A 13,263-nucleotide genomic window follows, 5' to 3' on the forward strand; every position below is an offset into this window, starting at 1 on the left:
ACTATGATCGATAGACGCGGCCTGCTTGCAGGACTTGCCACGACTGCCGCCCTGGCCGCTTGCGGCCGGGGCGGCAGCGCGAATACGGACGTGCTGCGGGTAGGCAGCCAGAAGGGCGGTACGAAATCGCTCATGCTGGCTTCCGGTGCGCTCGATGGCGTCTCCTACGAAGTTGAATGGTCCGAATTCCCGGCGGCGCAGAATCTTCTTGAAGCGCTTGGCAGCAGTGCGGTCGATCTCGGATTGGTCGGCGATGCCCCATTCCAGTTCGCTTATCAGGCCGGGAGCCCGATCAAGGCCGTGAGCGCGCAGCGCACACAAAGCCGTATCGACGGTGCGCTTTCCATCCTGGTGCCGGCGCGTTCGCCAGTCCGCGACGGCAAGGGCCTGAAAGGAAAGCGGATCGCCACGACGCGCGGTAGCGTCGGGCACTACCTGGTGCTGCGATCGCTGATGGCTTCGGGCTACGGTCCGGGCGACGTCGAGCTGGCGTTCCTGTCCCCCAGCGATTCCCGCGCCGCGCTCCAGACCGGTGCGGTGGATGCCTGGTCCACCTGGATGCCCTATGTCGCGGCGGCGCAGGCCGAGGGCGATCGCATCGTCGTCGACGGCAGGGACTTCGTCCAGGGCTACGGTTTCGACGTTGCGCCGGAAAGCGCCATCGAGCGCAAGCGCGCGCAGCTGAGCGATTTCCTCGCGCGAGAGGCAAAGGCCCTGCAGTGGGCGCGGAACCATGTCGACCAATATGGCGCGGTCCTTGCCAGGGAAACCGGGCTGCCGCCGGACATCGCGCGCGCGACGGCGGAAAAGAATGTGCGTCTTCGTGTACCGATCGACGCCAGCGTGATCTCCGATCAGCAAGTCGTGCTCGATACTTTCCGCCGCTTCGGAGAGGTCAAGACTGTGCGGCCGATCGATAAAGCATTCGCGGATCACATCTGAGATAAGCAGAAATGAAATTGAATTGAGGGAATTCAATTTAAATATTAATGGCGGGGATGGGAATAAGCTCTCGTGCTTATTAATTTGGGGGCTTAAGTGAAAAATATTGTAATTGCCGGTTTCCTTGCGAGTGTTTCAATAATCGCCGTTTCTCCTGCCAGAGCAGAAGAGGTTGCCGATGCCACCGCCAGCACTGCAGCGGAGGCAGATGCCGGCGCTATCGTCGTCACCGGCGCGCGCGGCCGGATCCAGCGTTCGGTGGCGGACAGCCCCGTGCCGATCGACGTGATCAGCCCGCAGGAACTGAAGAATACCGGGCGCACCGGTCTCAAGGAGATACTCGGCAACATCATCCCCTCGCTGAGCATGCCCGCGCTGGGCGGTGGCGGGACCTCGGCCAGTGTCCGGCCGATCTCGATCCGGGGGCTTTCGGGTGACTATGTGCTCGTGCTCGTTAATGGCAAGCGGCGGCATACGACATCGCTGATCAACAATCTCTCGCGCATCTCGGGCGGATCGACGCCGGTCGACATCGACCTGATCCCGACCAGCGCGGTCGGCAGGATCGAAGTCCTGCGGGACGGTGCCGCCGCGCAATATGGATCCGACGCGATTTCCGGCGTCATCAACATCATCCTCGACAATTCTCCGCACGGCGGCGAACTGTCAGTGACCGGCGGGCAGCTTTACGAGAAAGGCGGCGCCTTGGCGCAAGTCGCGGGCTCCTATGGCGCGCCGCTGGGCGACGGCGGCTTCGCACGGTTCTCCATCGAGGCGAAATATCACGACCGCGCCGATTCCTCGGCCGAGCCCATCCCTTATGTCTATCCCCTGGTGAACGGCCAGCCCGATCCGAGGGAGGCCGATGCGGACCATCTCATCGCCGGCGGCTACGGCCGCTCCAATCGCGACAAGATCGTCGACACCAGTTACAATGCGGAATTGCCGGTCGGCGAGGATACCACGCTCTACTCGTTCTCCACGCTGAGTTACCGCAACATCAAGGATGCCCGCGGCGCATACTTCGCGGCAGCGACCGGGTATAACGGTCTCGCCAACAGTTCCGGCGCATCGGTCTTGCCCCAGCTCTATCCTGCTGGCTTCCAGGCCTACCGCCGCATCTGGGAATGGGACTGGCAGACGGCCGTGGGCCTGCGCACCCAGTTTGGGGAGTGGTCGCTGGACCTGTCGACCAGTTATGGGCGCGACAACGTGAAGCTGGGCGCCGAGAACACGCTCAATCCCTCGCTGGGGCCGGACAGCAAGAGCAGCTTTTTCATGGGCCGCCAGAAGCAGGACCTGTGGGTGAGCAATCTTGACCTCAGCCGCGAGCTGGATCTCGGTCTTGCCGGGCCGTTAAGCCTCTCCCTGGGCGCGGAGCAGCGCTGGGAGCGTTTTCAGAACATCGCAGGAGAGCCCGATTCCTACAGGGACGGTGGCTACGTGATCCCCTTGGATAGCACGCCTTTCGGCCAGCTCTATGGTGGTCGTTCGCCCTCGCCGGGACTCGTTTCCTTCACCGGCACATCGCCGGCCGACGCGACAAGCATAAGCCGCAACAACCTGGCGGCCTATGCGGACGTTTCCGCCGATGTGATGCCGGGCTGGTTTGTCGGCGTCGCCGGCCGGTTCGAACACTATTCCGACAGCGCGGGCAATACCTTCAGCGCCAAGGCGTCCACCCGCATCGAACTGGCGAAGGGACTTGCGCTGCGCGGCGGCGTCAACACCGGCTTCCGCGCGCCGTCGCTGGCGCAGACGGCGTTCTCGACCACGCAGAACACCGTCACGGTGATCGGCGACGAGCGCGTGTCGACCGTGTCCAAATTCCTGCCGGTGAACAGCGCAGCAGCGATTGCGCTGGGGGCAAAGCCGCTCAAGCCGGAGAAGTCTCTCAATTTCACGGCGGGCGTGACTTATGAGACCGGCCCGTTCCGCCTGACGATCGATGCCTATCAGATCCGTATCGACGACCGTATCGTGAAAACCGAATTCCTGGGTACGGCATCCAACGGCGGGGCGGCGATCAAGGACATCCTCGTCGAAAACGGCATCGATGACGTGGATAGCGCCCAGTTCTTCACCAACGCGATCGATACCCGCACGCGCGGGGTCGATGTCGTGGGCGAATATACGCTCGATACCGCCTCGCTCGGCACATTTCGCCTGAACGCCGCCTACAGCTACAACAAGACGAAAATCCTCCATGTCATCGACAATCCCGAGGAACTCAGTGACCTGAACGTCACCCTGTTCGGCCGGCAGGCCCAGCGCGATCTCGTTGCGGCCCTGCCCCGCAGCAAGGTGGTGTTGTCCAACACCTGGTCCCTGGCCAAGTTCCGGGCGCTGGCCCGCGTGACGCGCTATGGCAAGTATACCGAGTCCAGCAATGTGGCGGCTTCTGACCGCACTTATGGTGCCAAATGGGTGGCCGACGCTGAAGTGGGCTATCAACTCACCGACAATCTCGACATCGCTGTCGGTGCCAACAACCTCTTCGACGCATATCCCGACAGGAACGGCACCGTCGCTGCAGACGGATCGGGGCTGTACGGGAACTTTGCGCCCTTCGGCCTCAGCGGCGGCTTCTATTATGCCAGACTTGGCGCGAAGTTCTGATGCGGCGCTTTCGACGGGCCGTCTCGCCCGCGGCTTGGCAGTCGAGTTGGGCAGTCGAGTTGGGTAGTCGAGTTGCGTAGTTAGGACGGAGTTTTCACATCACCTGCGGGTTCGCCGGGGCTGAATATTTTGCACTGGAATAATTTTCTCCCGGCGAATCCCTACCCCTTACTATTCCTCACTTGAATACCTATCTTGCGCTGATCGCGGATGGGTTCTCTGTAGGCACCCGCGACTGAGAGACCGATTGCGCTCCCGCTTACTACCTGGAGCCATTCTTGGACCTCAATCAGCTGTATTTCGCACATCAACTTGCATCGATGCGGGCAGACTCGGCGGTCGATTTGGCTGTTCGCTCAAGGCATCTTCAGATTGCCCAGGGCTGGGGGCAGCAAATCGAAAATTATCAAGTCAGGCTCGGCGCGGCCGCATCTTGCAGTTGGACTGCATTGCGCGCGGCGGCGCTGACCAACCCGCGTGTCGGACACTCGTCAATCTCAAAGGATCGATAGATGGCAAAGGGCCAAAAAAAGAGCAGCAGGGAAATCCGCAAGCCCAAGAAGCCGGTTCCTCCCAAGCCGAATGCATCAAACGCCTCGGCGAAAAATCCAGTCTCGGTTTTGATTGACAAGAGGGACTAGCGGCTGACGCGTAGCAAGTGGCGATTTGGGAGTTACCGCGATGAGCCGTGCGATGAATCTGTCTCTCGGGCACGTTGAAGTTTTAGCCATGTGCGAAAAATTCGCAGTTTTAATCAGTGTGATCGAGCCGCTTCCGTCAGGAGGAACGCATCTGGTATGTGTTCGAGAGGAGGGCGCGGAGCTTATGCGTCTAAAGTTCAAGAACAGTCTCGTGGCCGGACACGTTAAGCGATTTCCGTTCTATCGGGGCTGAGGATCGTGGCGATTTGATTGCGTGTTTGCAGTCCAATCCCCGGGCAAAGGCTGGTCGTTCATCACAGATTTGTGAACTGGACGGCTTTGAGGTTGGTGAAAAGCTGACGGCTCAATGCACTGCAGTCCGGTATGGCGAACGGTATGGGCAACCCATTTTATCGTTTTCGCTATCCACAGGCTGTGGACAAACTGTGCTTGAGTGCGGGTAGGGGGCACTGATCGGCTTTGCAGGCGCCCTGCAATGATCCATGCTTGGTTTTGCCGCTGTGACCCGCATTTCGAGGAGCGCGGCAGACCCGAAGATTTCGACAGGACGAACCAATCATGAATAACAGCGATCTCGCCGACACCATTGCCGCCGCCCACGACCTCACCAAGGCCGATGCCCGCAAGATCGTCGACGCCGTGTTCGAAGCGATCGGCGATGCGGCCGCCAAGGGCGACGAAGTCTCGCTGAATGGCTTTGGCAAGTTCAAGGTCAAGGACAGCCCCGAGCGCGAAGGCCGCAATCCTGCGACCGGCGAAGCGATGACGATCAAGGCCTCGAAGAAGCTGTCCTTCACGGTGGCCAAGGCGGTCAAGGACAAGCTGAACGGCTGATCCGGCTCATGAGAGCGGCGCCGACGGCTGGGTCGGCGCCGCTCTTGCTTTGCCAGCTGCCCAATCCGACCGTGAGACGGCGCATGATGATCGTACGGATCGAGATTGGCGATGAAAGCGATCTCGACGAGTGGGCTCCGCTCCGGGCCGAACTCTGGCCAGACGGGACTGCGACCGAGCACCGCGGAGAACTTGCAGATATGTTGGCAGGCCCGCAATTGTTTGCAGGGTTTCTCGCGCGGAGTGCGCGCGGCGAACTGATAGGGTTTGCCGAAGCCGCTTTGCGCATCGATTACGTCAATGGCTGCGAGACCTCGCCGGTCGCGTTTCTCGAAGGACTGTACGTCGCCGAGGACAGCCGCCGTCTCGGCATCGCTCGCGGGTTGGTTAGCGCTGTCGAGCAGTGGGCCCGGCAGCGAGGCTGCGCCGAGCTTGCCTCCGACGCCCTGCTTGAGAACAGCGCGTCCCACGCGGTGCATGCTGCGCTGGATTTCGAGGAGACCGAGCGGGTCGTGTATTTCCGCAAGGTTCTGGACGATCCGCATTCGCTCAGCTGACCGAGCTTGGGCTGCCGCTTCAGCAAAATGGCTTATGCAAACATGCCCGCGTCTGAGCCTCGGCTGATGCAGGCGATCGCGGCGGGCGTATCCTAAGCGGGAGGCGTCGCTGCCAGCGGGCTCTCTTTCATGGGGCGCGCAGCATGCCATCCGCCTGGGACAGATCGTTCGAGCGGTACCCCGCAGGAGTCGCATAGAGCAAGATAGCCGTCACCTTTGCCGCGAGAGACCGAGACAAGTGATGGCTTATGCCGTCCAATGAAGCAAAAGATGGCCATGAAGCCCTGATACGCGAGATTGTGGGCGGCGTCAGCTAATGGAGCACTCGCTTTCCACAGGATCGATGGCCGGCCCCGCTCCCGACGGGCCTCAACCCGGCTGTCAGGCGTCATCGAGATACGGCAGCGGTCAGGGGCAAGGCTTGCGTGGGGCTTGCTGGAGGGAGGTGTGAGTGGCCAACTTCCTGGCCAGGGCAGGCGACGCGCTGCGCCGAAATGGCAGTCCGCAGACGCGGCAATCACTCCAAGGTCGGCTCGATGGGCCATCTTGCCGCCGGGTTCATCGTCGCTGCGCTCAAGGCGGATTCCGGTTGACGACAAGGCTGTTGATAACCTGAGCGCATTTGCGGAATTGCGTGCCGTGCCGGACTGGAATCCGGGACTCTGGCCCGCTACGGCGCGCAGCCCGACCCTTTTCGGTTTCGACCAGAACCGCCGGGTTCGCTTCTCGTTGCGATCAAACCAGGGAGTTTTTCATGACCGGAGCCGAACTGGCTGCAGCTCGCAAGAACCGAGGTCTTTCGGAAATCGAACTTGGCAAGGCTATCGGCTATCGGGATCCTGCGCGCGCCGTTCGCCGGCTGGAAGCCTCCGAAAAAATCAATTCGCGGGCACTCACCATGATCAAGGTCGTGTTCGGTGCGGTCGATCAGGACAATGTTCGCGAGCGCGGAACCCGTCGGCGGATGCCGCATCCCGACCAGCTGGCATTCGCTTTCTAGATTGGAAGGGATGATCGCCGTCAGCTTGTTGCGGCGTTGAGAGGCTTGGCCGGCCGTTGAGAGGTGCCGGTGGCTTGAGCTTGTTATGAGTGACGCCTGCGAAAGGCTGCTCACAGCGGCCCGGCAAAAATTGAAAACCGATTCACCTTGCAACAATCCCGTTCGTCACCATTTGATGTTGCAGTGCAGCAAAATGGTGGAGCGCTCCTATCCTGTGCTTGCCCCATTTCAGCAAGGATATGCCATGCCAACGATATCGGAGACCATCGCTCACTTGGCCGCCTTGCGGAAAGGGGCGGCACCCGGCGCATTTCAGGGCCATAGCCGCCTGCGGGAGCTGAGCCAGTTCGGGGATAACCCTGGAGCGCTTCGCGCGCACCTCTATCTTCCTCCCTCCTTGTCCAAGCATCCGGCGCTGGTGGTGGTGCTCCACGGCTGCACCCAGAACGCGGCAGGCTACGATATGGGTGCCGGATGGTCCGAGATGGCCGACAGGCATGGGTTTGCTCTGCTTTTTCCCGAGCAGCAGGCCTCGAACAATCCGAACTTGTGCTTCAACTGGTTTTCGAAAGAAGACAGCCGTCGCGGTGCGGGCGAGGCGCAGTCCATCAGAAACATGATCGCGGCCGTCGTGGCCCGGCATAATATCGACGCCGCCCGCATATACGTGACCGGCCTCTCTGCCGGCGGCGCCATGACGGCGGTCATGCTGGCGACTTATCCCGAAGTGTTTGCGGGAGGCGCTGTTGTTGCCGGTCTGCCTTACGGGAGCGCCTATGGTGTGCCGCAGGCTCTCGAACGCATGCGCGGCCAGAATATGCCCGAGCGGAGCGAGCTGGAGATGCTGGTCCGCCAGGCAACCTCTCATGCCGGGCCGTGGCCGACGCTCTCGGTCTGGCATGGCAGCGGGGATGCAACGGTAGCCGACCTCAACGCCACTGCCTTGCTGAGGCAATGGGGCGCCTTGCACGATATCGGCGAGACGCCGGATCTCAGCGAATCCACGGGCAGCCATACCCGCCGTGTCTGGCTGGACCATCACGGACGCCCGGTCATGGAGGATCATCGCATAGCCGGTATGGGGCACGGTACCCCGTTGAAGACGTCCGGCAAGGATGCGTGCGGACGGGCGGGCGCCTTCATGCTGGAAGTGGGAGTTTCCTCAAGCCACCAGATCTGCAGTTTTTGGGGACTCCTCGATGAACACCAAGAGGCGAGGGCCCCCGAGCATTCCCCGGATAGGGCGCGAATTCCGGAACCCGCCGAAATGAACGGACTGATGGTTTATGAAGGCCGGCGCCTGCAGCCGATCCCGCCCTCGGAACCCGGGCAGAGCGGGCGGACCCGAGAGGCAGGCGTGCGCAAAGTGATCGAGGATGCGCTTCGTGCCGCGGGTCTCATGCCCTAGCACCAGGACAGGCGAGCAGCGACATCATACCTCCGCCTGCGGCAGGAGAGTGCGGATTTTTTCCGCTACGGCCGTGACTGTCGGGGAACGGGTGCGGCTGCGTTTCGTAATCAGGCAGACCTCGCTATGGGAGGGCGGGAATCCGCTGACTTCCAACTGGACCATGCGCCCTTCGCGCAGATCATCGGCCAGGAACGCAGGCGAGGAAATCCAGACGCAATCGCTGCGCAGCACCGTTTCGCGCAGGACGTGGAAATTGTCGCAGATGAAACTTCCGGCCGGGTCGCCCTGGCCATCTGGCAGTTCGACGGCACTGGCGGCCGGATAATCCTCCAGATCGGCGTTGGTGACCAGGCCTTGCCGAGACAGGGGATGGCCGCCGCGCACCATGAAGGCAACGCCGATCCGGCCCAGCCGCTCGATCCCTGTGCTCGGGATGCGGCCAAGATTCCAGTTGCTGCCGAGGATCATCTCGATCCGGTCGTTGACCAGTTCGGTGACGAGTTGATCGGGCGCGCGCACCAGGGTGCGAATGCGGATTCCAGGCCAGGCATGCAGGAGCGAGCCGGCCACGTGCGGCAGGAACAGTCCGGCCATCAGCGGCCCAAGCCCGATGGCGACTTGTCCCGGCTTGCCTTCGGGATAGCGCCGAAGGCTGCGTTCCAGGTCTCCCGCGGCATGAAGCAGCTTTTGCGCGTGTTCGATCACATGCAGCCCGGCAGCCGTGGGATGGACCCCGCCGCGCCCCCGATCGAACAACATGACACCGTGCCTTTTCTCGAAGGCGGCGATGCTGCGGCTCAGCGCGGGCTGAGTGATGCCCACTTCCTCCGCCGCGCGCGAGAAGCTCTGGTTACGGGCGACGGCAACGATATGGCGCAGGCGCGGCAGGTCCATCGGTATTCCCATGATGCATGCAATGTTGCCTTGATATGCATTGGACAGCCTGATCGCGCGAGCCCTAACTTGCCTGCGAACGAAGCGGGGAGAAACGCGATGGGCAAGATCGGATGGCGGACAGGCGCGGCGGCATTGGCGATGGCAGGGGCGGCGTCAGCACACCCTGCGGCGGCGGATAGCCAGCCCGCGCGCACGATCCTGCCCGTGCCGGCCGCGCCGTTCACGGGAACGGTGGCCGAGAATGTCCTGGACGCCAAAGGCTTTGCCCAAGCCGCGATCCAGGCGCCCGCCGGAGCGCCCAATGTGTTCCTGATGATGAGCGACGACGTCGGTTTCGCGATGTCCAGCGCTTTCGGCGGCCCCGTTCCGACACCCCATTTCGAACGGCTGGCGGCCCGGGGCCAGCGCTACAATCGCTTCCACACCACCGGCATCTGCTCGCCCAGCCGCGCGGCGCTGCTGACCGGCCGTAACCATCACAACGCCGGGGTCGGCTGGTTGAGTGATGTGCCTTCGCCATTTCCGGGCTACGGCGGGAAAATCCTGCCGGAAACCGCCACGATCGCCCAGGTCCTGCGGCTGAATGGCTACAGCACGGCGATGTTCGGCAAGCATCACAACCTGCCGTCCAACGAACGCAGTGAGGCGGGGCCGTTCGACAGCTGGCCGACCGGTCTGGGCTTCGATTACTTCTACGGGTTCGTCAGCGGCGATAGCGACCAATATTCGCCAATCCTCTATCGCGGCATCCAGCGCGCCGAGCAGGACGATGGAGAGGGGAGCCTGCTCGACAGCCGCCTGGCCGAGGATGCGATCCGCTGGATCCACAACCAGAAGGCGGCAGCGCCGGAAAAGCCGTTTCTCGTCTACATGGCACCCGGCTCCACCCATGCGCCGCATCAGGCTCCAGCGGACTATATCGCGCGTTTCAAGGGCAAGTTCGATGCCGGATGGGATCTTCAGCGCGAACAGACCTGGCGGCGGCAACTTGCCATGGGCATCATACCCAAAGGTACGCCGCTGACCCCGCGCCCTGCGGAAATTCCGGCCTGGAAAAGCCTGACTTCGGGCCAGAAGGCTTTTGCTGCACGTACGATGGAAGTCGCCGCGGCGCAGCTTGTCTATCAGGACGAGCAGATCGGCCGCGTGATCGACGAACTGCAGCGGATGGGCCAGTTGGACAATACCCTGGTAGCGCTGGTGATCGGCGACAATGGCGCCAGCGCGGAGGCGGGGCCGAAAGGCACGATCAACGAACTGCGCTCGATGGGCTCGCATGATGAAAGCGAGGCTTGGATGCAGGCGAATATCGATCGGCTCGGCGGTTCGATGACCTATGAAAGCTACCCTGCCGGATGGGCCTGGGCGATGAACACGCCGCTGCGCTGGACCAAGCAATACGCCTCGTTCCTGGGTGGCATCCGAAATGGCATGATCCTTTCCTGGAAGGGACACATGGCGCATCCCGGTGCGGTCTGCGGCCAGTTCTCGCATCTGGTGGACATTGCGCCGACAGTACTGGAGGCGGCGCGCTTGCCAGCGCCGCAAAGCGTCTATGGCGTCCGCCAGAAGCCGATGGACGGCGAAAGCCTGCTGGCCAGCCTCGCCTCCTGCGATGCGGCGAAACCGCGCACCCAATACTTCGAGATCGGCGGGAAGGCCGGCCTCTATCACGATGGCTGGTTCCTCTCGGGCGATGATGGGCGTCTGGCGTGGCAGAACCTTCCTGCCGCCGGTGAACGGCCCCCGGTGCAATGGTCCCTCTACAATCTCGATCGGGATTTTTCGCAGTCGAACGATCTTGCCGCGAGGGAGCCCGCACGGCTTCAGACCATGCTCGATCTGTGGAAGCGGGAGGCGGCGCGCAACAACGTGCTTCCGCTCGATCACCGCTTCGGCATGGCGCGCGGGGCGGCGATGATGCGCGGCAGCGGTCGCAAGCATTTCGACTTCTGGGGCAAGGATGTGAGCCTGCCCGCCAATACGGAGCCGGTGCCGTTCGCGCGCAGCTTCACGCTCGCTGCCGATCTGCGACTGGATAGCGACACCGCTTCGGGAGCGGTCATGGCGTTCGGCAGCCGCTTCGGAGGCTGGAGCCTCTACCTGAACAAGGGCCGTCCCGCGTTCATTGCGGCGCGTTCCACCGATCCCGATGAGATCACCCGTGTCGCCGCTGATCGGGCGCTGCCTGAAGGTACGGTCAAGCTGACCATGCGCTTCGCCGTCGACAGGCCGGGAGGCCCGGCCACCGTCACGCTCAGTGCGAATGGCGCAGCCCTCGTGTCGGGGCGTTTGCCGACGTCCATGCTGATGGCGGCTGGAAACGGCGAAACCCTGGACGTGGGACGCGATCTGGGCGTGCCGGTAACGGCCTATCGCAGTCCGCAAGGCCGCATCGAGGGCGACATCGCTCATCTCAGCCTGGATTTCGATTGACTGCGTGCCGGGCGCCCGGATTGCTGGGCGCCGCCAGAAAGGCTCAACCCGAGATGGACCTCGTAAAGTCGATGAACGCCCGCAAGGGCGGCGGGATTTGGCGGCGACCGGAATAATAGAGCATCGGTCCGGAAAAAGGAGGTGTCCAGTCCTCGAGCACGGATTCGAGTGCGCCGCTGCGCAAGTGGGGGGCCAGCCAATCCTCGAACAGGCACACGATACCGAGCCCCGAGACGGCCGCCTCCACCAACAGGTCGCATGCCGATCCCGGTTGGATCAGCAGCGATCCCGGGGGATCGAAACGAAGCACTTCGCCGTCCTTCTCGAACTCCCAGGTCGCTATCGCGCCGCTGGCAAAGCGCAGGCGCATGCAATTGTGATGAACGAGGTCGCGCGGATGGGCAGGGCGCCCTCGCGCTGCGAAATAGGACGGCGCGGCGGCGGTGAGAAGGCGCTGTTCACGCGGCCCGATAGGGACCGCGATCATGTCCTGCTCCAGGCGCTCCTCATAGCGGATACCGGCGTCCGCTCCGGAGGCGAGGATGTCCACGAAACTGTCCTCCACGGTGACTTCCACCCGGATATGCGGATGAGCGCCAAGGAAGCCCGGGAGAATGCCTGGCAGCACCGTGCGTGCCACATTGGCGGGCACGTTCAGTTTCAGCGCGCCTGCCGGCTCATCGGTGAGAGCCTGAACGCTGTCCAATGCGGCGCCGATCTCGGCGAGAGACGGTCCGATCCTTTCGTAGAGCCGGGCGCCGGCTTCGGTCAGGGATATGCTGCGGGTGCTGCGATGAAGCAACCGGGTGTTCAACCGGGTTTCGAGGCGCCTCAGGGCTTCGCTGAGCCCGGATGCCGACACGCCGGAGATGCGGGCTGCCTCCCGAAAGCCCTTGGCGCTGGCCACGGCGACAAAGGCGGAAAGATCGTCAAGTTCCATCGGCATTGTGCGATTTTCCGTACAAGCTGTTCTCAATAGACCGTCTTATCGATCAGCAAGTTGAAGTCCATATTCGGGCAGCAATATGCCAGGAGACATGCAATGATCGACCTTGCCAAGGCGGGAACCTTCCAACTGGGCGACCGCCCCGTGAACCGCATGGGCTACGGCGCCATGCAACTGGCGGGACCGGGCGTCTTCGGTCCCCCGCGGGACCGCGCCGGCGCCGTGGCGGTGCTGCGCGCGGCTGTGGAGACGGGCGTCAACCATATCGACACCAGTGATTTCTACGGCCCGCATGTGACGAACGAGATCATTCGCGAAGCCCTGCATCCCTACGGTGAGGATCTGGTCATCGTGACAAAGGTCGGCGCGGTGCGGGGAGCCGACGCATCCTGGCTGCCGGCCCAGAGCGCCGACGAACTGACCCGCGCCGTCCACGACAACTTGCGCAACCTTGGTCTGGAGCGGATCGAAGTGGTCAACCTGCGGCTGATGGGGGATGTCCATGCGCCGAGCGAAGGCTCTCTGGAGGAACAGTTCTCGGCCCTCGCGCGGCTGCGTGAGCAGGGTCTGATCCGGCACCTCGGCCTCAGCAACGTCACTAAGGCGCAAGTGGCCGAGGCCCAGGCCATCGCGCCGGTCGCGTGCGTGCAGAACCAGTACAATCTTGTCCATCGGGGCGACGATCTGCTCGTGGACGCTCTGGCGGCGCAGGGTATCGCTTATGTGCCGTTCTTCCCGCTGGGCGGGTTCAGCCCCATCCAGTCGGACGCCTTGGCCGGGCTTGCCGCCGAGATCGGGGCAACGCCCATGCAGACGGCCTTGGCCTGGTTGCTTGCGCGCTGGCCGAACCTTCTGCTGATCCCCGGGACGTCGAGCCTGGAACATCTGGCGGAAAATCTGGCTGCCGCGGCGCTGGAACTGCCCGCTGATGTCAAGGTACGGCTCGACGCCATTTGATG

11 protein-coding genes are annotated in these 13,263 nt (G+C 62.9%); 8 read left to right on the forward strand and 3 right to left on the reverse strand.

What is annotated here, in order from left to right; genetic code table 11:
* Positions 1-3 precede the first annotated feature (3 nt).
* Together EDF57_RS12205 and EDF57_RS12210 are read left to right on the forward strand one after the other, a co-directional pair.
* Positions 4-942, forward strand: coding sequence for an ABC transporter substrate-binding protein (locus EDF57_RS12205; RefSeq protein WP_134094464.1), 939 nt, complete (start codon positions 4-6; stop codon positions 940-942).
* A gap of 96 nt (positions 943-1,038) precedes the next feature.
* Positions 1,039-3,561 (forward strand): TonB-dependent receptor, encoded by a 2,523-nt coding sequence (locus EDF57_RS12210; RefSeq protein ID WP_134094465.1) that lies wholly within the window; start codon positions 1,039-1,041, stop codon positions 3,559-3,561.
* A gap of 406 nt (positions 3,562-3,967) precedes the next feature.
* Here the strand turns inward: EDF57_RS12210 and EDF57_RS25475 are convergent, their stop codons facing one another.
* A complete protein-coding gene (locus EDF57_RS25475; RefSeq protein WP_166675235.1) occupies positions 3,968-4,192 on the reverse strand; it encodes a hypothetical protein in 225 nt (74 codons plus the stop codon).
* A gap of 589 nt (positions 4,193-4,781) precedes the next feature.
* Here EDF57_RS25475 and EDF57_RS12220 point away from each other — a divergent pair.
* The 4 genes from EDF57_RS12220 to EDF57_RS12240 all read left to right on the forward strand — a co-directional run bounded on the left by EDF57_RS12220 (position 4,782) and on the right by EDF57_RS12240 (position 8,022).
* Entirely contained in the window at positions 4,782-5,057 is a 276-nt protein-coding gene (locus EDF57_RS12220; RefSeq protein ID WP_132266543.1) for an HU family DNA-binding protein, read from the forward strand.
* A gap of 83 nt (positions 5,058-5,140) precedes the next feature.
* The gene (gene aac(6') / locus EDF57_RS12225) at positions 5,141-5,614 is read left to right on the forward strand and encodes an aminoglycoside 6'-N-acetyltransferase (RefSeq protein WP_243841034.1); all 474 of its coding nucleotides are present in this window, start codon (positions 5,141-5,143) and stop codon (positions 5,612-5,614) included.
* Positions 5,615-6,368: 754 nt separating this feature from the next.
* On the forward strand, positions 6,369-6,614 hold the full coding sequence (locus EDF57_RS12235) for a hypothetical protein (protein ID WP_132266540.1): 246 nt from the start codon (positions 6,369-6,371) through the stop codon (positions 6,612-6,614).
* 85 nt (positions 6,615-6,699) lie between these two features.
* Entirely contained in the window at positions 6,700-8,022 is a 1,323-nt protein-coding gene (locus EDF57_RS12240) for a PHB depolymerase family esterase (RefSeq protein WP_347876952.1), read from the forward strand.
* 24 nt (positions 8,023-8,046) lie between these two features.
* On the opposite strand, the gene EDF57_RS12245 is transcribed toward EDF57_RS12240, so the two are convergent.
* Positions 8,047-8,931: a LysR family transcriptional regulator gene (locus EDF57_RS12245; protein ID WP_134094466.1), complete on the reverse strand. Its 885-nt coding sequence runs from the start codon at positions 8,929-8,931 to the stop codon at positions 8,047-8,049.
* Positions 8,932-9,018: 87 nt separating this feature from the next.
* On the opposite strand from EDF57_RS12245, the gene EDF57_RS12250 reads away from it, so the two are divergent.
* Entirely contained in the window at positions 9,019-11,358 is a 2,340-nt protein-coding gene (locus EDF57_RS12250; RefSeq protein WP_243841035.1) for an arylsulfatase, read from the forward strand.
* Positions 11,359-11,401: 43 nt separating this feature from the next.
* Here EDF57_RS12250 and EDF57_RS12255 read toward each other — a convergent pair whose 3' ends face one another.
* Positions 11,402-12,298: a LysR family transcriptional regulator gene (locus EDF57_RS12255; RefSeq protein ID WP_347876953.1), complete on the reverse strand. Its 897-nt coding sequence runs from the start codon at positions 12,296-12,298 to the stop codon at positions 11,402-11,404.
* Positions 12,299-12,400: 102 nt separating this feature from the next.
* Here EDF57_RS12255 and EDF57_RS12260 point away from each other — a divergent pair, with 102 nt between their 5' ends.
* A complete protein-coding gene (locus tag EDF57_RS12260; RefSeq protein ID WP_134094468.1) occupies positions 12,401-13,261 on the forward strand; it encodes an aldo/keto reductase family oxidoreductase in 861 nt (286 codons plus the stop codon).
* Positions 13,262-13,263: the final 2 nt, after the last annotated feature.

Source organism: Novosphingobium sp. PhB55 (assembly GCF_004368805.1).
GTDB lineage: Bacteria > Pseudomonadota > Alphaproteobacteria > Sphingomonadales > Sphingomonadaceae > Novosphingobium.

Bases quoted from the DNA above. Each gene is read 5' to 3' on its own strand.
- EDF57_RS12205 (WP_134094464.1), top strand. From the start codon at position 4: ATGATCGATAGACGCGGCCTGCTTGCAGGACTTGCCACGACTGCCGCC.
- EDF57_RS12220 (WP_132266543.1), top strand. From the start codon at position 4,782: ATGAATAACAGCGATCTCGCCGACACCATTGCCGCCGCCCACGACCTC.
- EDF57_RS12235 (WP_132266540.1), top strand. From the start codon at position 6,369: ATGACCGGAGCCGAACTGGCTGCAGCTCGCAAGAACCGAGGTCTTTCG.
- EDF57_RS12240 (WP_347876952.1), top strand. From the start codon at position 6,700: ATGAGTGACGCCTGCGAAAGGCTGCTCACAGCGGCCCGGCAAAAATTG.
- EDF57_RS12245 (WP_134094466.1), bottom strand. From the start codon at position 8,931: ATGGGAATACCGATGGACCTGCCGCGCCTGCGCCATATCGTTGCCGTC.
- EDF57_RS12250 (WP_243841035.1), top strand. From the start codon at position 9,019: ATGGGCAAGATCGGATGGCGGACAGGCGCGGCGGCATTGGCGATGGCA.
- EDF57_RS12255 (WP_347876953.1), bottom strand. From the start codon at position 12,298: ATGGAACTTGACGATCTTTCCGCCTTTGTCGCCGTGGCCAGCGCCAAG.
- EDF57_RS12260 (WP_134094468.1), top strand. From the start codon at position 12,401: ATGATCGACCTTGCCAAGGCGGGAACCTTCCAACTGGGCGACCGCCCC.